Consider the following 17988-nt stretch of genomic DNA (forward strand, 5'->3'; position numbering starts at 1 on the left):
CGCGCACGGCTGTCGGAGTCGAAGATGAAAGACTGGCTGGACGAGATCAAATGGGACAGTGACGGCCTGGTGCCGGCCATTGCCCAGGACCACAAGACCGGGCGCATCCTGATGATGGCCTGGATGAACCGCGAGGCCCTGAGCCTGACTGCCGCCGAGCAGCGTGCCATCTACTGGTCACGTTCCCGTGGCAAACTGTGGCGCAAGGGCGAAGAGTCCGGGCATGTACAAAAGCTGCACGAAATGCGCCTGGACTGCGACGCCGACGTGATCGTGCTGATGGTCGAGCAAGTCGGCGACATCGCCTGTCATACCGGCCGCCACAGCTGCTTCTACCGAGTGTTCGAGAACGGCGCGTGGAAAACCGTCGAGCCGGTGCTCAAAGACCCGCACGCCATTTACTCGGCAGGACATTGAACATGAGCGATACCCTGAACCGTGTGGCCCAGGTGCTGGAGGACCGCAAGGGTGCGGACGCCGACAGCTCCTATGTCGCCAGCCTGTACCACAAGGGCCTGAACAAGATTCTGGAAAAACTCGGCGAAGAATCCGTCGAGACCATCATCGCCGCCAAGGATGCTGAAATCAGCGGCGATTACAGCGATGTCATCTATGAGACCGCTGACTTGTGGTTCCATAGCCTGGTCATGCTCGCCCAACTGGGGCAGCACCCACAGGCCGTGCTGGATGAACTGGACCGTCGCTTCGGCTTGTCCGGGCACGCCGAAAAGGCCTCGCGCCCGTCCGCCTGAATAACTTTCTGACTGAGGAATTGCAGCATGGGCATTTTTGACTGGAAACACTGGATCGTCATTCTCGTAGTGGTCGTCCTCGTGTTCGGTACCAAGAAACTGAAGAACCTGGGCACTGATGTCGGCGAATCCATCAAGGGCTTTCGCAAGGCCATGAACGACGACGAAAAACCGGCCGATACGGGCGCCAACCCGGTTCCACCGGCGCAGCCTGTACACCCGCAGGCGGCACAGCCGATCACCGAGCGTCGCACCTTCGACGTACAGGCCGAGAAAGTCGAAGAGCCGTCCCGCAAAGACTCGTGAGCACTGACTAATGTTTGGTATCAGCTTCTCTGAACTGCTGCTCGTCGGCCTCGTTGCCCTGCTGGTGCTGGGGCCTGAACGCCTGCCCGGCGCCGCGCGCACGGCTGGCCTGTGGGTCGGGCGCCTGAAACGCAGTTTCAACGCCATCAAACAGGAAGTTGAACGGGAAATCGGCGCCGACGAAATTCGCCGGCAACTGCACAACGAACACATTCTGTCCCTGGAGCAGGAAGCGCGCAAAATCCTCGCGCCCCAGCAACAGGCGCCGACACCGGTTGAACCGGTGGCCGAGCAGAGCATTGCGCCGGTGGCCGAGACGGCCCCGATCGCCACGCCCGCTCCCCCAGCAGAGCCTGCGCCGACGCCTACCGCGTCGCCCGCTCCCCACGACCCTACATTGCCGCCGCGAGCCCCATGAGCGCTGATAAACCGGAAAACGACCAGCATATGCCGCTGGTCTCGCACCTCACCGAGTTGCGCACCCGCCTGCTGCGGTGTGTCGCGGCGATCTTCGTGATCTTTGCCGGGCTGTTTGCCTTTACCCAGCAGATCTACACCTTCGTCTCCACGCCACTGCGCGAGTACCTGCCGGTGGGCGCGACGATGATCGCCACCGACGTATCCTCGCCGTTCCTCACGCCGCTCAAGTTGACGATGATGGTGTCGCTGTTCTTGGCGATCCCGGTGATCCTGCACCAGATCTGGGGCTTTATCGCACCGGGCCTGTACAAGCATGAAAAACGCATCGCGGTGCCGCTGTTGGTGTCGAGCATCATGCTGTTCTACACCGGCATGGCGTTCGCCTACTTCCTGGTGTTCCCACTGATCTTCAAGTTCTTCGCCGCCGCCACCCCGGCCGGTGTGGAAATGATGACCGACATCACCAGTTACCTCGACTTCGTGATGACGCTGTTCTTCGCCTTCGGCGTGGCCTTCGAGATCCCGGTGGCGGTGGTGCTGCTGGTGTGGATCGGCGTGGTCGACGTGAAGTACCTGCGCAAGATCCGCCCGTACGTGATCATCGGCTGCTTCGTGGTCGGCATGATCCTGACTCCGCCGGATATCTTCTCGCAAACCTTGCTGGCCGTGCCGATGTGGATGCTGTTTGAAATTGGCATCTTGTTTGGCAGCCTGATAAGCAAGCGCGGCGAACACCCGGATGACCAACCCGCCGATGACGACCAGCCGCCAGCGACCCAACCGTGAACCTGCTGCTGCTTGAAGAGGCCGACTTTATCGCGGCCGACCGGGTCGTGCTGCGTGACCGGCGCCTGGTGCACATGCAAGAAGTGCATCGCGCCGCGGTCGGCGACAGCCTGCGCGTGGGGCGCATTGGCGGCTTGATGGGCAATGCACAGTTGCTGCGCCTGGAAACGGGCGAGGCCGAGCTGCAAATCAGCCTCGACCAGCCGCCACCGGCCAAGTTGCCACTGACCCTGCTGCTGGCCCTGCCACGCCCGAAAATGCTCCGTCGGGTGTTGCAGACCGTAGCGTCCATGGGTGTGCCACGGGTGGTGCTGGTCAACAGTTATCGGGTCGAGAAAAGTTTCTGGCAGACCCCGTTCCTAGAGCCCGAAGCCATCCGCGAGCAACTGATCCTCGGCCTGGAACAGGCGCGGGATACGGTGCTGCCCGAGATCGTCATCGAAAAACGCTTCAAGCCCTTCGTTGAAGACCGCCTGCCGACCCTGGCCCAGGACACCCTAGGCCTGGTCGGGCATCCCGGCGATTACCCGGCCTGCCCACGCGGCCTGGATGAACCGGTGACCCTGGCCATCGGCCCCGAAGGTGGCTGGATTCCCTATGAAGTGGACTTGCTGGCCAAGGCCGGCTTGCAGCCGGTGCAACTGGGCGCGCGGATCCTGCGCGTAGAAACCGCCGTGACCGCCCTGCTCGCCCGCCTCTTCTAACCCCGCCCCTCCAAACACCACGGGGCTTTGTGCCGCTACAGAATCCCGCTCGCATGCCGATACCCTCAGGATAAGTCCAAGCCTTGTTCAGGGGAGTTCACCGCATGTACCGTTGGCTAGCTGAAAAACTGGGGAATGTGAGCGTCAATCGCAAGCTGAGCGTGGGCTTTGGCCTGGTCTTGGTCCTCACGCTGCTGATCACCTTCACCGGCTGGACGGGCCTGAGTGGCGTGATCAGCCGTGGCGATAAACTGGGTTTTATTTCCAGCCTCAACGAACTCACCAAAGACCTGCGCCAGGCCCGGCTGGACTATGAAATGCGCCGTGGCGAACAAGGCCCGGGGCTGGTCAACGAGCTGATGGATAAACTCGACAGCGGCCTGAAGACCGCGCGCAGCCAGATCGAGCAACCGGCCGATGTCGCCATCATCGATGAGCAGTTGGCCGCCGTCGCCAAGTATCGACAGGCCTTTGGCGCCATGGTCCAGGCCGGTGCCCACCGCGAAGATGCACGCAGCAAGCTTGGCGCTACCGCCGACAACGCCGTCGGGCGCGTCGCGGAAATCGAAAAAGTCCTGCTGCAAGGTGACAGCGTCCCCCAGTTCAACAGCGCGGTCGAACTGAGCAAGTTGATCCAGCAGGCGCGCTTCCAGGTGCGCGGCTATACCTACAGCGCCAAGGTCGAAGCTGAGCAACCGGCGCTGGATGCCATTGCCAACGCCCTGAAGAGCGCCGACAGCCTGCGCAGCCAACTGCCGGATCAATACAGCGCCAACCTGCAGGAGGCCAGCGACTCCCTCAAGGCCTACCTCGCCGCCGTCAGTCAGTTCCGCGACTCCCAGGTGGCCAGCGCCGCGGCCCTCAAGGCCATGGCCGAGCAAGGTGACCTGCTGTTCGAGCGCAGCAAAAAACTCACCGCCTCCCAAACCATCATCCGCGACGCCGACGCCGCACAGGCCAAGTTCCTGTTGATGCTGGCCACCGCCTTGGCGCTGGTCTTTGGCATGGTGGCGGCCTGGGCGATTACCCGGCAGATCGTGATTCCACTGAGCCAGACCCTCAAGGTCGCCGAGCGCGTCGCCGCCGGTGACCTGACCCATGATCTGGTTTCGCAACGCCAGGACGAATTGGGCCAACTGCAACGCGCCATGCAAAGCATGACCATGGGCCTGCGTGACCTGATCGGCGGGATCAGCGACGGCGTGACGCAAATTGCCAGCGCCGCCGAAGAGTTGTCGGCGGTTACCGAGCAGACCAGCGCCGGGGTCAACAGCCAGAAGGTGGAGACCGACCAGGTCGCCACCGCGATGAACGAAATGGCCGCCACCGTGCAGGAAGTGGCGCGCAATGCCGAGGAGGCCTCGGAAGCCGCCGTCGCCGCCGACCAACAAGCCCGCGAAGGCGACAGGGTGGTCGGCGAAGCCATCGCCCAGATCGAGCGCCTGGCCGGCGAAGTCGGCAATTCCACCGAGGCCATGGGCCATCTCAAGCGCGAAAGCGACAAGATCGGCAGCGTGCTGGACGTGATCAAGTCCGTGGCCCAGCAAACCAACCTGCTGGCACTCAACGCCGCCATTGAAGCGGCACGCGCCGGGGAAGCCGGCCGTGGCTTCGCGGTGGTGGCCGATGAGGTGCGCAGCCTGGCGCAGCGCACGCAAAAATCCACCGAAGAGATCGAAGAGCTGATCGTTGGCCTGCAAAGCGGCACCCAGCAGGTGGCGACCATCATGGACAACAGCCGTGGCCTCACCGACAGCAGCGTCGAGCTGACCCGTCGCGCCGGCAATGCCCTGGGGAACATCACCCGCACGGTCTCGGCCATCCAGGCGATGAACCAGCAGATCGCCACCGCCGCCGAGCAACAGAGCGCCGTGGCCGAAGAGATCAACCGCAGCGTGCTGAACGTACGCGATGTGTCCGAGCAGACCGCAGCAGCCAGCGAAGAGACTGCCGCCTCCAGTACCGAACTGGCGCGCCTGGGCACCCATCTGCAATCACTGGTCGGCCGCTTCCGGGTCTGACCCCTGCCCTTCGCGGCGATCCGTCCGGGTCGCCGCTCGCAGCTTGTGAAATTTCCTACACGTTTTTCAGGCCATGATCGGTACACCTGGCGCCTACGCCGACTAGCGTTCAAATGGATTCAATGTGTCCGCGCCCGTCGGCGCCCCGGCACGTCGAACGCCTTTGTTCACTTGCCGGAGGTTGGCCATGCTTCGTCGAATGACTCAACTGCTGGGTAACACCAGCGTCACTCTCAAACTGGTCCTGGGTTTTGCCTTGGTGCTGGCCCTGAGCCTTGTAATCGCCCTGACTGGCTGGCAGTCCCTCGCCGCCTCGCTCTACCGCTCACAAACCCTGACCGTGCTGGCGCAACTGGCAGTGACCGGTGAACAAGTGCGGGCCGACCGCATCGTGTACCGCACCCTGGACGACGCAACCAGCCTCAATAAATTGAGCGTCTCCATGGACAAGGTCGACGGGTACATGAGCGAGCTGTCAAACCGTCTCAAGGCGCCAAAAGCCCTGCAATACCTGCAGAGCATGGCCAGTATTTCAGGCAAGTTCAAAACCACGCTCAAGGATGTGCCCTCACTGGTCAAGCAGCGGGAAACTGCCCGCGAACAGCTGAAACAGAGCTCCATCCGTACCAGCGACAGCCTGGCGCAACTGGCCAGCGACCTGCCCGACCAGGACGACGAAAAAGCCCTCGATGCCATCGAAGCCCTGCGCCTGGCCATTGAACAAGCCGAAGACCGCGCCCTAAGCCCGGCCTGGGCGGCCAGCAGCCTGGATACCTATGCCCAGGCCGTCAGCGACGCCGAGCGCAGCCTCGAACTCGCCCAGGCGGCGGTGGAGAAACTGCCCGTGGACAGCAGCGCATTGAAAAATGCCGTGCTCAGCCTGCGCACCCATCTGGCACGCCTGCGCGATACCCAGCTCACCACCGAAACGGCGCAAAACGAGTTGGAGCAGCAGCTGGATCAACTGCTGGTACAGAGTGACCTGTTGAGCCAGGACCAGACCCAGCGCCGCAATCGGGAAGCCGAACAGGCCCGCACCCAGACGCTCGCCATTACCGCTGCGGCTGTGCTCTTTGGCGCCCTGGCCGCCTGGATAATCGCCGGGCAGATCGTCAAGCCACTGCGCAGGGCCCTGGCCGTGGCCAATCGCATTGCCGACGGCGACCTCAGCCACGATGTGCAGACCCGGCGCCGCGATGAGCTGGGCCAGTTGCAATGCAGCATGGCGCAAATGACCCTGAACCTGCGGGGGCTGATTGGCAGCATCAGCGACAATGCCCGGCAGATCGCCAGCGCCGCCGAGGAGTTGTCGGCCGTCACCGAGCAAACCCGGGCGGGCGTGAATAATCAGCGTGACGAAACCGAGCAGGTGGCGACCGCCATGAACCAGATGCTCGCCACCGCCCAGGAAGTCGCGCGGCATGCCGAACAGGCCTCGATTGCCGCCAGCCAGGCCAACCAGCAGACCGAACTGGGCGACCAGGTGGTGACGGATGCAGTGGCGCACATTGAACACCTGGCCCACGAGATGGCGCGCTCCAGCCAGGCGATGCTGGGCCTGCAACGGGAAAGCCAGAAGATCGGCAGCGTGCTGGAGGTGATCAAGTCGGTGTCCCAGCAGACCAACCTGCTGGCGCTCAATGCGGCGATCGAGGCCGCACGCGCAGGTGAAGCTGGCCAGGGATTTGCCGTGGTGGCCGACGAAGTACGCAGTCTTGCCCAGCGCACCCAACAGTCCGCCGAGGAAATCGAAGAACTGATCGGCGGGTTGCACAGCGGCACGCAACAGGTCGCCGACATCATGGACAACAGCCGCGCCCTGACCGACCGCAGCGTCGGCCTGACGCGCAATGCCGGCGACGCCCTGACGGAAATCGCGCGCACCGTGCTGGTCATCCAGGAAATGAACCCACAGATCGCCGCCGCCGCCGAACAGCAAAGTGCGGTGGCCGAGGAGATCAATCGCAGCGTGTTGAAGGTCAGGGATGTGTCGGAGCAAACCGCCGCTGCCAGCGAACAGACGGCGGCGGCGAGTATTGAATTGGCACGGCTGGGCACGAATCTTCAGCAGTGCGTAGGCAAGTTCAAGGTCTGAACCTGCCCCCGTGGGTTACAGAACCTGGCGCAGGAACGCCCGTGCCCGTGGGTCCATCGGTGCATCGAAGAACTGCGCGGGTGCAGCGTCTTCCAACAGTTTGCCGTGATCGAAGAACAGCACCCGGTCTGCCACCTCACGGGCAAAGCCCATTTCGTGGGTCACGCAGACCATGGTCATGCCTTCCAGGGCCAGGGTCTTCATGACATCCAGCACTTCGCCGACCATTTCCGGGTCCAGCGCCGAGGTGGGCTCGTCAAACAACATGACCTTGGGCTCCATGGCCAGCGCCCGGGCAATCGCCACGCGCTGTTGCTGGCCACCCGAGAGCCGCGAGGGGAACTCGTTGGCTTTTTGGGCGATGCCGACCTTTTCCAGCAATGCCAGGGCCTTGGCCTCGCGCTCCTTCTTGCCGCGCTTGCGCACGACTTTCTGCGCCAGGCACAGGTTTTCCAGCACAGTCATGTGCGGGAACAGGTTGAAATGTTGGAACACCATGCCGACTTCCCGGCGATAGGCGTTCACGTCGGTCTTGGGGTCGGCCAGTTGCAGGCCATCAATGCTCACCGAGCCCGAATCGAACTCTTCCAGGCCGTTGAGGCAGCGCAGGAACGTCGATTTGCCGGAGCCGGACGGGCCGATCACCACCAGCACCTCGCCCTTGGCTACCTGGGTGGTGACGTGATCCACCGCGCGCACCACGTGCCCACGGGTGTCGAAGACTTTTACCAGATCGCGCACTTCAATCACTTTGGGCGAGCCTCCGCTCAAGCCGGCTGGCCATTTTCGACAGCGGCAGGTTGATCAGCAGGTACAGGCCTGCGACACAGAACAGGATTTCAAACGGCGAGAACGAGGTGGTGATGACCTCGCGACCGCTCTTGAGCAGCTCGGTAATGGCGATCACCGACACCAACGAGGTGTCCTTGACCAGGCTGATAAATTGCCCGGCCAACGGCGGCAGCACGCGCTTGAAGGCCTGCGGCAGCACCACATGGCGCATCGACTGGCTGGCGCTCAAGCCCAGGGAGCGGGCAGCTTCGCCTTGGCCACGGGCAATCGACTGCACGCCGGCACGCACGATTTCGGCCACGTAGGCGCCGGTAAACAGCGACAGCGCGGCGATGCCGGCGAACTCGCGCGACAGGTTCAGCACCGTGCCGATGAAGAAGTAGAAAATGAAGATCTGTACCAAGAGCGGCGTACCGCGTACCAGTTCGACATAGATCGTCGACAGATCGCGCAAGGTCGGATTATTCGACAAACGACACAGGCCGGTTGCCAGGCCGATGAACAAGCCCAATACCCCCGAGACCAGCGACAGCCACAGGGTGGTCCACAACCCCCACATCAACGGCCCCAGCGCCCAGTGCCGGGTCACGCCGATCACATCGCCCTCGGCCACATCGTCGCCACGGGCCACTTGCAGGCTGTTTTCGGCCACCGTCAGGTGCTGTTCGGCGCCGGCGTCGTTGCGCAGGGTGACTTGCGCCACGTCGCCCTTGCGCACCAACTCGACCACCGTGGAAATATCCGCCGCCCGCTTGGACTCTTCAGCCTGGTAGGCGAAGTATTGCGGCACGCGGTTCCAGCGCCATTCGTAGGACATCAGCGAGGTGGCGTAGTACAACGCGCCGGCCATGCCGACCAGCACCAGCACGGTCAGCAGGTGCCAGGACCATTGGGCTTTTTTCTGTTTCATTGCGGGTTCCGGGATGTGTATCGGCTGTCAGGCCGCCATCGCGGGCAAGCCCGCTCCCACACTGGAATACATTCCAAATGTGGGAGCGGGCTTGCCCGCGATGGGCGCGACGCGGTTTCTAGCTTATTCCATGTCCTTGAGCCACTCGGAGCTCTTGAACCACTTGTCATGGATGCGATCGTAGGTGCCGTCGTTGCGGATCTGGTGCAGGAAGTTATTGATGAAGTTGATGCTGTCGTAGTCGCCCTTCTTCAAACCGAATGCCAACGGCTCGTAGGTGAAGGGTTCTTCGAGGTACACCAGCTTGCCATTGCCGACTTTTTTCTCGGCAACCACGTTGTACGGCGCGTCGTAGACAAAGGCGTCGGCCTTGCCGTTGACCACGTCGAGCACACCTTCCTGCTCGTTGTCGTAGCCGTGGTACTTGGCCTTGGAGATCAGCTTCTTGGCCACCATCTCACCCGTAGTGCCGAGTTTGGAGGTCAGGCGGTACTTCTCGTCATTCAGGTCTTTGTAGGACTTGATGGTGCCTTCCAGTTCCTTGCGGATCAGCAGGGTCTGGCCAACCACGATGAAGGGTTCGCTGAAGTTCAGGCGCAGGTTGCGTTCCTGGGTCAGGGTCATGCCGCTGCCGATCATGTCGAACTTGCCGGTGAGGAAGGCTGGGATGATGCCGTCGTAACCGGTGGAGACCAGTTCCAGCTTGACCCCCATGGACTTGGCCATCGCCTTGAGCAGGTCGACTTCAAAACCAATGATTTCGCCACGCTTGTTGGTCATCTCAAACGGCATGTAGGTCGGATCCATGCCGACTTTCAAGGTGCCGCGCTTGACCGCTTCGTCAATCGCACCGGCCTGGGCCGTATTGACTGCCAGCAGGGCCGTAACGCCGAGCATCAGCATCGAAAGATACTTTTTCATCACCAAGTCCCCTGACTCATTTTATTTTGATGCAGGCCTTCACAGGGCTGCACTATTTCTTCGGGGAGCGATGCTAACCCACTCGCCCACCGGCACAAAGGTCTAGCCGGGATTTGTTGGCGGATATGACAGAAAAACCCCACAAAACCCCGGAGAAAAGCGCAGTTAGACGGCTTGACCTGACGGGTAAGCCCCTAGGAGTTATGTAAGCAGTTGTGACCATCATTCGATCTCCGACAACCAGTCCGTGTCCCGAAACCACTTGTCATGCAGCCGATCGTAGGTGCCGTCCTGGGCTATCTGATTAAGGAAGTGATTGATCCAGTTCAGGCTATCGTAATCGCCCTTTGGCAATCCAAACGCCAGGGGTTCGTAGGTGAATGGCTGCTCCAGGGCCAGCAGTTCGCGGTTTTGCGGCTTGGCCAGGGCAATCAGGTTATAGGGTGCATCATGGATAAAGGCATCAACCCTCCCGTCGACCAACTGGCGCACGCCTTCCTCCGCCGTGGCAAAGCTGCGCAGTTGCGCAGCCCCCAGGAAGCGCCGCGCCGCCGCTTCGCCGGTGGTGCCGTCTGCGGCAGCAATCCGATAGCCGGCTTCGTTCAGGTCTTCAATGCTGCTGACTTTGCCGGCCAGGCGCGGGTGCAGCAGTACGGTCTGGCCAACGATGATGAACGAGTCGCTGAAGTTGAGCTTGAGGTTGCGCTCCTGGGTTACGGTCATACCGCTGCCGATCATGTCGAAGCGGCCGCCCAGCAGGCCCGGGATCAGCTCGGTATAGGCCACCGGGACCCATTCCAGCGCCACCCCCAGGGCATTGCTCATTTCTTCGAGCAGGTCAGCTTCAAAGCCGATGACACGCCCCTGCTTGTCGGTCATTTCAAAGGGCACGTAGTTGGGGTCGGTCCCCACTTTCAAGACCCCGCGCCGCACGGCCTCATCAATAGCGCCCGCGTGCGCCATCTGTACCTGTAGCAACGCGACAATACCCAGCAGTATCGACCAGTAACCCTTGATCATGAAAAGCCCCTTTTTCATTAAGCAGCCGCGTACCGTGCGTTGCGGGTCTAGCGCAAGCCACAGGCGGTCGAGTCAGATTTGGGGGGCGATCCTAACCCACTGGCAGGCACGGCAATACGCCTTGAACCAGGGTCTTTTGTATCGAAGTTAGAAGGCTAAGGCAGAAGCGAAAAACGCTGTAGGAAGGGCGTTTCAAGCGCCCCCGAGACGAATCCCGGGGGCGTCTGAATCAGGCTGGCTGAGCCTGGGATGACAGCGGCTTGAGCGGCAGCAACGGCGCATGCGGGTCGGCCTTGACCGATTCGCGCCAGGCGCCAAGCCATTCGGCATGCCCCTCGCTCCAGACTTGCTCATGCAGGCGCCCCAGGGCCACCGGGTCGCTGAGCAAGGCCACGCGCTCGTTGTTGTTCAGGCCCGCGGGGCCGACTTTCAGGGCATGTCGCACGCGATCGGCGCGCAGCCACTCAATCGGCTCCGCATGGCCATGGCGGGAGGTCGCCAGGGCACAGGCCAGGGCGTTCTGCTGCGGATCGACCACTGCCCGGATAAAACCGTCATTCAGTGCATGCCAACGGTTTTCGTGGGTGTAGCGGTCGGTCGACAGCAGCGCCTGCGGCGGATTGTATTCCTCGGGGATCAAGAACAGGCTTTCGTCGCGCGACTTGAGGCCCAGCTTGACCCGGCTGGAGATCACCGAGACCGGGATCGACAACATCAGCGAACCGACAATCGGCACCAGCCACCACAGGAAGCTTGGATTCAACCACACCACCAGCAGCGCCCAGAAGAAGCCCAGCAAGGTCTGCGGGCCGTGGCGCTTGACTGCCTCGCTCCATGGCGTGGAGTCATCGTCACGTTGCGGCGAGTTCCAGGTCGCAGCCCAGCCGAGGAACGCGGCGAGCACGAAGCGGGTGTGGAAAATCATCCGTACCGGCGCCAGCAGCATGGAGAACAACATCTCCAGCAGCATCGACAAGGTCACCTTGAACTTGCCACCGAACTCTTTCGCGCCCTTGGCCCAGATCAGGATGATGCTCAGCAATTTAGGCAGGAACAGCAGCACGATGGTGGTGGAGAACAGGGCCACCGCCTTGTCCGGATGCCATTGCGGCCACAGCGGGTACAACTGGCGCGGCGCCATGAAGTACTGCGGCTCCATCAGGGTGTTGACCGCCAGCAGGGCCGTGGACAGCACCAGGAACAGGAACCACAACGGCGCCGACAGGTACGACATCACGCCAGTGAGGAACACCGCACGGTGTACCGGGTGCATGCCCTTGACCAGGAACAGGCGGAAGTTCATCAGGTTACCGTGGCACCAGCGACGGTCACGCTTGAGTTCGTCCAGCAGGTTGGGCGGCAGTTCTTCGTAGCTGCCCGGCAAGTCGTAGGCAATCCACACGCCCCAGCCGGCACGGCGCATCAGCGCAGCTTCAACGAAGTCGTGGGAAAGAATCGAGCCGGCAAACGCACCTTTGCCGGGCAACGGCGCCAGGGCGCAGTGCTCGATAAACGGCTTCATGCGGATGATCGCGTTGTGGCCCCAGTAGTGGGATTCGCCCAACTGCCAGAAGTGCAGGCCCGCGGTGAACAGCGGGCCGTAGACGCGGGTGGCGAACTGCTGCATGCGCGCATACAGGGTGTCCATGCCCGAGGCACGTGGCGCGGTCTGGATGATCCCGGCGTCCGGCGTGGCTTCCATCAGGCGCACCAGGCTGGTCAGGCATTCGCCGCTCATCACGCTGTCGGCGTCGAGGACCACCATGTACTTGTAGTCACCGCCCCAGCGACGGCAGAAGTCGTCAAGGTTGCCGCTCTTGCGTTTGACGCGACGACGACGGCGGCGATAGAAAATCTTGCCAAAGCCACCGGCCTCGCGGCAGACGTCGAGCCAGGCTTGCTGTTCGGCGATGCAGATGTCGGCGTCGTTACTGTCGCTGAGCACAAAGAAGTCGAAACGATCCAGATCGCCAGTGGCAGCGACCGACTCGAAGGTCGCGCGCAGGCCGGCAAACACCCGGGGCACGTCTTCGTTGCAGATCGGCATGACCAGCGCGGTACGGGCCTCTTTCGGGATTGGCTCGTCGCCGGCGCTTTTCCCGGAGATCCGGTACTTGTCGTGACCGGTAAGCAACTCAAGGAAACCCATCAGCGCAGTCCAGAAACCCGCCGAAACCCAGCAGAACAGGATGCCGAACATGATCAGGATGCTGGTTTGCAGGGCGTAGGGCAGGACCTGGGTGGCAGTTTGCAGCAGGGTCTGGTTGCGCACCTCGTCAAAGTCGACGAAGGACCAGCCCTGGTACGGCATGATGCCTTTCATGTACCAGCCGGCCACGATCGTCTGGCCGAGCATCAGCACCAGCAGGATATAGCGGCGGATCGAACCCACCGTGCGCCAACGCGCAGCCGGCAGCACACGCTCGTCTTTGGGCGGCGCAGGCGGGTTGCTACGGCCGGTCAGCCGGCGCCAGCCACGCACCAGGATATTGGTGCGCCAAGGCTCGGGCACCACTTTGGTACGCCGGATCGGCGGCGTGGCCTTGAGGCAAACCCGACCGCTGGCGTCGAGCACCAGCATTTCGGCTTCCTCTAGCTCCTCGGCCGTGTTGAGGGTCAGCCTTCGGCCAACCGAGGCCTGCGCCGCGTCCACCGGGGTGTCAAAGGTCGACGACGACAGGCGCTCGTGCAGTTCGGAGAAGGACTTGCAGCCCGCCAGTTCGGCGCGCTGCTCGTCGGTCATCGGAAGATGCGCCAGGTACTCGGCAAGAGTCTCTGGCTGGACTTGGGAGTTACTCATCGGCAGGCAACTGATTGCTCCAGGTTTCGGTCAGGACTTGTTCTGTCTTGACTGGCTCCGGGGTGGCTGGGGCAGCTTCTGGCTGCTTGTCTTGCTTGTCCTTGGCGTCTTTCTTGGCGTGTTTCTCGTGTTGCTTGGCCAGGACTTTGTCAGCCTTCAGGACTTGGGTGGAAGCCTGCTCTGGCTCAGGCTTGACGATGTCCTGGACCAGGGCCGCACGCATTTCGGTCGGTTTGCCTGCGTCCTTGATCTTCAAGCGCAGGGTCAGGCGCCAGCCTTTGGTGTGCGGGTTGTAGCGCACGCTGTTTTCCACGACTTCGCCGTTTTCACCGACGCTGACCTGGCTGCGCACTGCCGCATCTGGCTTCAGGGCCTTGAGGGACGGGCCCTCGAAGTCCACCAGATAGGCCACGCTGCCGTCTGGCTGGCGGATCAGGTTGGACTGTTTCACATCACCAGTAGAACGCAGGGTCTGCTTGACCCAGGCACTGTCCGGCGAGTGGAACGGTGCATCGTTGAGAGTCCAGTGCAGGCGGTAGGCGATATCCAGCGGCTCGCCGGGCTTGGGCAGTTCGGCCGGGCTCCAGAAGGCAACGATGTTGTCGTTGGTCTCATCGGCAGTCGGGATCTCTACCAAATCGACGGAGCCCTTGCCCCAGTCGCCTTCAGGCTCGATCCAGGCGCTTGGGCGCTTGTCGTAGTTGTCGTCGAGGTCTTCGTACTGGCTGAAGTTGCGACCACGCTGCAACAGGCCGAAACCACGCGGGTTTTCTACCGAGAAGTTGCTGACCGACAGGTGTTTTGGGTTGTTCAGCGGGCGCCAGATCCACTCGCCGTTGCCGGCATGGATCGACAGGCCGCTGGAGTCGTGCAGTTCGCGACGGTAGTTGAGCACTTTGGACGGCTGGTTGGCGCCGAACAGGAACATGCTGGTCAACGGGGCAACGCCCAGCTTGCTGACCTTGTCGCGCAGGAACATCTGCGACTTGACGTCGACAATGGTGTCGGTGCCCGGGCGCAGGATCAGGCGATAGGCGCCGGTGGCCCGTGGCGAGTCCAACAGGGCAAAGATCACCAGGTGCTTGTCACCCGGTTTTGGACGCTCGATCCAGAATTCGGTGAACCGCGGGAACTCTTCGCCGGACGGCAGCGCGGTATCAATCGCCATGCCACGGGCGGACAGGCCATAGACCTGGTCCTTGCCCACGACGCGGAAATAGCTGGCGCCGAGCATGGTCATGATTTCGTCTTGCTTGTCGTCCTTGTTGATCGGGTACAGCACGCGAAAGCCGGCATAACCCAGCTGGTCGGTGGCTTTTGGATCAAACTTGACGTCGCCGAAATCGAAACGAGTCGGGTCGTACTTGATTTCCTGGACGTCAGTCGCGGTGATTTCGTTGATCTTCACCGGCGTGTCGAAGTGCATGCCCTGGTGATAGAAGGACAACTTGAACGGGGTTTTCTGATCGGCCCACTCGGCTTTTTCATTGCGGAAACGAATTTTCTGGTAGTCAGCGAACTTCATTTCGCGGAATTCGTTCGGCAGATTGCTGCGCGGGGCTTCGTATTTCTGCCCGGCCAGCTCTTTTGCCTTGGCCGACACATCGTCCAGACTGAATGCCCACAGTTGACCCGCGCCGAACAGGCAAAACAGGGCAGAGCCCGTCACCAGTGCGTTTCGTAACCGTTTGGCAGACAATTTTGGTGCATTACAGGGACTAACAATCACGAGCAACCCTCGCCGAAAACAGATCAAAAAACCAACGGCCAGCTATCTATATGCCAGGTTGGCGAGCATTGTTCCGACTCCGATGGGGCTAAATGATTCCCCACGGGCGAGCGGACAAGTCTCTACCTAAGTCAAAAATGGATCAATTTACGCTGATCCCCGTAGCGCGCGATTATCTAGTAGCCGGTGAGATAACGCAGCAGGGGCAGCGAAGTATTTGTAGCGAAAACTTGCGTTTTTGCGCATTAAAAGTCGTTTTTCATACAATCAGGTCTGTAAAAGGAAGGTGACCGGGCCGTCATTGACCAAATGCACCTGCATATCCGCGCCAAAACGCCCCGACGCCACAGTGCCATGCAATTGTTGCGCTTGTAGCAACAAGTGCTCGAAAAGTGCCTCGCCCACTTCCGGAGGCGCCGCTGTGGAGAAGCTGGGCCGCAGGCCGCTCTTGGTATCGGCCGCCAGCGTGAACTGCGACACCAGCAGCAAACCGCCGCCAACGTCCTTCAACGACAGGTTCATCTTGCCCTCGTCGTCACTGAACACCCGATAGTTAAGCAGCTTATGCAACAGCTTGTCGGCACTGGCCGCTGTATCTGAAGGCTCGACGGCCACCAGTACCAGCAAACCCTGGTCTATCGCGCCCACCACTTGCCCTGCCACTTCGACCCGGGCGCCACGCACCCGCTGCAAAAGGCCCTTCATGCTTCTTCAGGAGGCAGATCAAGCAGACGCCGTGCCATCTGGCTCGCGGCACGCACCAATGCATCGGTGATGCCCGGCTCGGACGCTGCGTGGCCCGCCTCGCGGATCACCTGCAGCTCGCTGTTGGGCCAGGCTTGGTGCAGCTCCCAGGCATTATCCAGCGGGCAGATCATATCGTAGCGGCCATGGACGATGATGCCCGGCAGATGGGCGATCTTGTGCATGTCGCGAATCAGCTGGTTGGGCTCCAGGAACGAGTTGTTGGTGAAGTAGTGGCACTCGATACGCGCAATCGACAAGGCGCGTTGAGGCTCGGAGAAGCGTTCGATCAACTGCGGGCTGGGGCACAGGCCCAGCATGCGGCCTTCCCAGGTGGACCAGGCCTTCGCGGCATGCATCTGGGCGATCTGGTCGTTGCCGGTGAGGCGCTTGTGATAGGCGCTGATCATGTCGTCGCGCTCTTCCAGCGGGATGGGCGCGATGTAGTCCTGCCAGTAATCCGGGAACAGGCGGCTCGCGCCGGCCTGGTAGAACCACTGAATATCCTGGGGGCGGGCCAGGAAGATGCCGCGCACGATCAGGCCATGCACGCGCTCGGGATGGGTTTGCGCATAGGCCAGGGCCAGGGTCGAGCCCCAGGAGCCGCCGAACAGCACCCACTTTTCGATGCCCAAGTGCTCGCGAATGCGCTCAAGGTCAGCGACCAGATCCCAGGTGGTGTTGTTTTCCAGGTTGGCCCGTGGCGTGGAGCGCCCGCAACCACGCTGGTCAAAGGTGACGATGCGGTACAGGTTGGGATCGAAATAGCAGCGGCTGTTGGCATCACAACCGGCGCCGGGGCCACCGTGGATGAAGACCACGGGCAAACCTTGCGGGGAACCACTTTCGTCGACATACAGCGTGTGGGTTTCATCGACGGCCAGATCGTGCCGGGCGTAGGGTTTGATCTGCGGGTACAAAGTCTGCATTGCGCACTCCGTAAGGGGTCGGTTCCATCCCTGGGGGGACGTCTATTATTTTGCCGTCTGGCATCATAAACCCGAATTGTGCAATGAGCATGTCCTTGAAGGCCTGGACCTGGGTCAGCGATCAGCCAGGAAGGTTCACGCAACCACGTGTGGGAGCGGGCTTGCTCGCGATAGCGGCGTATCAGTCGACATATTCGTGAACTGACAGACCGCCGTCGCGCGCAAGCCCGCTCCCACCGTTTGATCTTCGTTGCCTCAGGTGTAGTGCTTCTGGCCCCAGGCCAATAGCCCTTGCAGCAACTGCCTCAACACCACCCGCGTCGGTTCGGCCAAATCCTGCCGATACCTGAACGGCTCAAACTCCTCCATATACGTGCACTGCCCCAACTCCAGCTGCACCGCATGAATATCCTGCGCCGGGTTGCCGTAGTGCCGGGTGATATGCCCGCCCTTGAAGCGCCCGTTCAGCACATGGCTGTACTGCGGATGCGCCGCACAGATGGCTTGCAGCTGGCTGGCCAACTCGGGGTCGCAGGCGGCGCCATTGAAGGTGCCGAGGTTGAAGTCCGGCAACTTGCCGTCGAACAGGTGGGGGATCACCGAGCGGATCGAGTGGGCGTCGAACAGCAACGCGTAGCCAAATTCAGCCTTGAGCCGTGCCAGTTCCTGTTGCAGGGTCTGGTGATAAGGCGTCCAGATCTGCTCCAGGTAGGTCGCCCGCTCCGCCTTCGACGGCTCCTTGCCTTCGATAAACAACGGCACGCCATCAAACAGCGTCGCGGGAAACAGGCCGGTGGTCGCGCCGACATACAACGGCTTATCGTCAGACGGCCGGTTCAGGTCGATGACAAACCGCGAATACTCGGCCGCCAGGGTGCTGGCCCCCAGTTCCTGGGCAAAGTCGTACAGCGTGGGGATATGCCAGTCGGTATCCGGCAGGCTTTGCGCCTCGGGGATCAGGCCCGCTGCAACCGCAGGCGTCAGGCGCAGGCCGGCATGGGGCATGCTGATCAGCAGCGGCACACGGCCTTGTTTGAAGTTCAGAACCTTATCCACAGC

General features: G+C 61.7%; 16 protein-coding genes and 1 pseudogene. 8 read left to right on the top strand and 9 right to left on the bottom strand.

What is annotated here, in order from left to right:
• Positions 1-24: 24 nt before the first annotated feature.
• From hisI to HBO11_RS21660, 8 genes are all read left to right on the top strand, one after another.
• Positions 25-417, top strand: a complete 393-nt coding sequence (gene hisI / locus HBO11_RS21625; protein WP_169952418.1) for a phosphoribosyl-AMP cyclohydrolase — start codon at positions 25-27, stop codon at positions 415-417.
• Between the two features lie 2 nt (positions 418-419).
• On the top strand, positions 420-752 hold the full coding sequence (locus HBO11_RS21630; protein WP_029295998.1) for a phosphoribosyl-ATP diphosphatase: 333 nt from the start codon (positions 420-422) through the stop codon (positions 750-752).
• A gap of 27 nt (positions 753-779) precedes the next feature.
• Positions 780-1058, top strand: coding sequence for a twin-arginine translocase TatA/TatE family subunit (locus HBO11_RS21635; RefSeq protein ID WP_038445371.1), 279 nt, complete (start codon positions 780-782; stop codon positions 1056-1058).
• 10 nt (positions 1059-1068) lie between these two features.
• A complete protein-coding gene (gene tatB / locus HBO11_RS21640) occupies positions 1069-1476 on the top strand; it encodes a Sec-independent protein translocase protein TatB (protein WP_169952420.1) in 408 nt (135 codons plus the stop codon).
• On the top strand, positions 1473-2264 hold the full coding sequence (gene tatC, locus HBO11_RS21645; RefSeq protein WP_170058129.1) for a twin-arginine translocase subunit TatC: 792 nt from the start codon (positions 1473-1475) through the stop codon (positions 2262-2264). Before tatB ends, tatC begins: the two co-directional genes overlap by 4 nt.
• Complete coding sequence (locus HBO11_RS21650) at positions 2261-2968, top strand: 16S rRNA (uracil(1498)-N(3))-methyltransferase (protein WP_169955678.1); 708 nt, start codon at positions 2261-2263, stop codon at positions 2966-2968. The genes tatC and HBO11_RS21650 overlap by 4 nt, the downstream gene beginning before the upstream one ends.
• Positions 2969-3072: 104 nt before the next feature.
• A complete protein-coding gene (locus HBO11_RS21655) occupies positions 3073-4989 on the top strand; it encodes a methyl-accepting chemotaxis protein (protein ID WP_169955677.1) in 1917 nt (638 codons plus the stop codon).
• A 187-nt stretch (positions 4990-5176) separates the two neighbouring features.
• The gene (locus tag HBO11_RS21660; protein ID WP_169955676.1) at positions 5177-7084 is read left to right on the top strand and encodes a methyl-accepting chemotaxis protein; all 1908 of its coding nucleotides are present in this window, start codon (positions 5177-5179) and stop codon (positions 7082-7084) included.
• 15 nt (positions 7085-7099) lie between these two features.
• Here HBO11_RS21660 and HBO11_RS21665 read toward each other — a convergent pair whose 3' ends face one another.
• From HBO11_RS21665 to hutG, 9 genes and pseudogenes are all read right to left on the bottom strand, one after another.
• Complete coding sequence (locus tag HBO11_RS21665; protein WP_169955675.1) at positions 7100-7834, bottom strand: amino acid ABC transporter ATP-binding protein; 735 nt, start codon at positions 7832-7834, stop codon at positions 7100-7102.
• Positions 7827-8786 (bottom strand): amino acid ABC transporter permease, encoded by a 960-nt coding sequence (locus HBO11_RS21670; RefSeq protein WP_169955674.1) that lies wholly within the window; start codon positions 8784-8786, stop codon positions 7827-7829. Before HBO11_RS21670 ends, HBO11_RS21665 begins: the two co-directional genes overlap by 8 nt.
• A gap of 123 nt (positions 8787-8909) precedes the next feature.
• Positions 8910-9707 carry a transporter substrate-binding domain-containing protein gene (locus HBO11_RS21675; protein ID WP_032862246.1) on the bottom strand — a complete coding sequence of 266 codons (798 nt, stop codon included), beginning with the start codon at positions 9705-9707 and terminating at the stop codon, positions 8910-8912.
• 222 nt (positions 9708-9929) lie between these two features.
• Positions 9930-10727 (bottom strand): transporter substrate-binding domain-containing protein, encoded by a 798-nt coding sequence (locus HBO11_RS21680; protein WP_169955673.1) that lies wholly within the window; start codon positions 10725-10727, stop codon positions 9930-9932.
• A gap of 155 nt (positions 10728-10882) precedes the next feature.
• A pseudogene (gene mdoH / locus HBO11_RS21685) lies at positions 10883-13527 on the bottom strand (glucans biosynthesis glucosyltransferase MdoH).
• Positions 13520-15256, bottom strand: a complete 1737-nt coding sequence (locus HBO11_RS21690; protein ID WP_346266880.1) for a glucan biosynthesis protein G — start codon at positions 15254-15256, stop codon at positions 13520-13522. Before HBO11_RS21690 ends, mdoH begins: the two are co-directional and overlap by 8 nt.
• A gap of 267 nt (positions 15257-15523) precedes the next feature.
• On the bottom strand, positions 15524-15961 hold the full coding sequence (gene dtd, locus HBO11_RS21695) for a D-aminoacyl-tRNA deacylase (protein ID WP_169955670.1): 438 nt from the start codon (positions 15959-15961) through the stop codon (positions 15524-15526).
• Positions 15958-16929, bottom strand: a complete 972-nt coding sequence (pip, locus tag HBO11_RS21700; protein WP_169955669.1) for a prolyl aminopeptidase — start codon at positions 16927-16929, stop codon at positions 15958-15960. Before pip ends, dtd begins: the two co-directional genes overlap by 4 nt.
• 255 nt (positions 16930-17184) lie before the next feature.
• Positions 17185-17985, bottom strand: a complete 801-nt coding sequence (gene hutG, locus HBO11_RS21705) for an N-formylglutamate deformylase (RefSeq protein WP_169955668.1) — start codon at positions 17983-17985, stop codon at positions 17185-17187.
• Between the last annotated feature and the right edge of the window lie 3 nt (positions 17986-17988).

The sequence above is a fragment of the Pseudomonas sp. WS 5010 genome (genome assembly GCF_012985565.1).
Taxonomy (GTDB): Bacteria; Pseudomonadota; Gammaproteobacteria; order Pseudomonadales; family Pseudomonadaceae; genus Aquipseudomonas.

Excerpts from the sequence above, each read along its gene's own strand:
- HBO11_RS21670 (WP_169955674.1), bottom strand. The coding sequence starts at position 8,786 with ATGAAACAGAAAAAAGCCCAATGGTCCTGGCACCTGCTGACCGTGCTG.
- HBO11_RS21675 (WP_032862246.1), bottom strand. The coding sequence starts at position 9,707 with ATGAAAAAGTATCTTTCGATGCTGATGCTCGGCGTTACGGCCCTGCTG.
- pip (WP_169955669.1), bottom strand. The coding sequence starts at position 16,929 with ATGCAGACTTTGTACCCGCAGATCAAACCCTACGCCCGGCACGATCTG.
- HBO11_RS21655 (WP_169955677.1), top strand. The coding sequence starts at position 3,073 with ATGTACCGTTGGCTAGCTGAAAAACTGGGGAATGTGAGCGTCAATCGC.
- hisI (WP_169952418.1), top strand. The coding sequence starts at position 25 with ATGAAAGACTGGCTGGACGAGATCAAATGGGACAGTGACGGCCTGGTG.
- tatB (WP_169952420.1), top strand. The coding sequence starts at position 1,069 with ATGTTTGGTATCAGCTTCTCTGAACTGCTGCTCGTCGGCCTCGTTGCC.
- tatC (WP_170058129.1), top strand. The coding sequence starts at position 1,473 with ATGAGCGCTGATAAACCGGAAAACGACCAGCATATGCCGCTGGTCTCG.
- HBO11_RS21660 (WP_169955676.1), top strand. The coding sequence starts at position 5,177 with ATGCTTCGTCGAATGACTCAACTGCTGGGTAACACCAGCGTCACTCTC.
- dtd (WP_169955670.1), bottom strand. The coding sequence starts at position 15,961 with ATGAAGGGCCTTTTGCAGCGGGTGCGTGGCGCCCGGGTCGAAGTGGCA.
- HBO11_RS21630 (WP_029295998.1), top strand. The coding sequence starts at position 420 with ATGAGCGATACCCTGAACCGTGTGGCCCAGGTGCTGGAGGACCGCAAG.
- HBO11_RS21680 (WP_169955673.1), bottom strand. The coding sequence starts at position 10,727 with ATGATCAAGGGTTACTGGTCGATACTGCTGGGTATTGTCGCGTTGCTA.
- HBO11_RS21635 (WP_038445371.1), top strand. The coding sequence starts at position 780 with ATGGGCATTTTTGACTGGAAACACTGGATCGTCATTCTCGTAGTGGTC.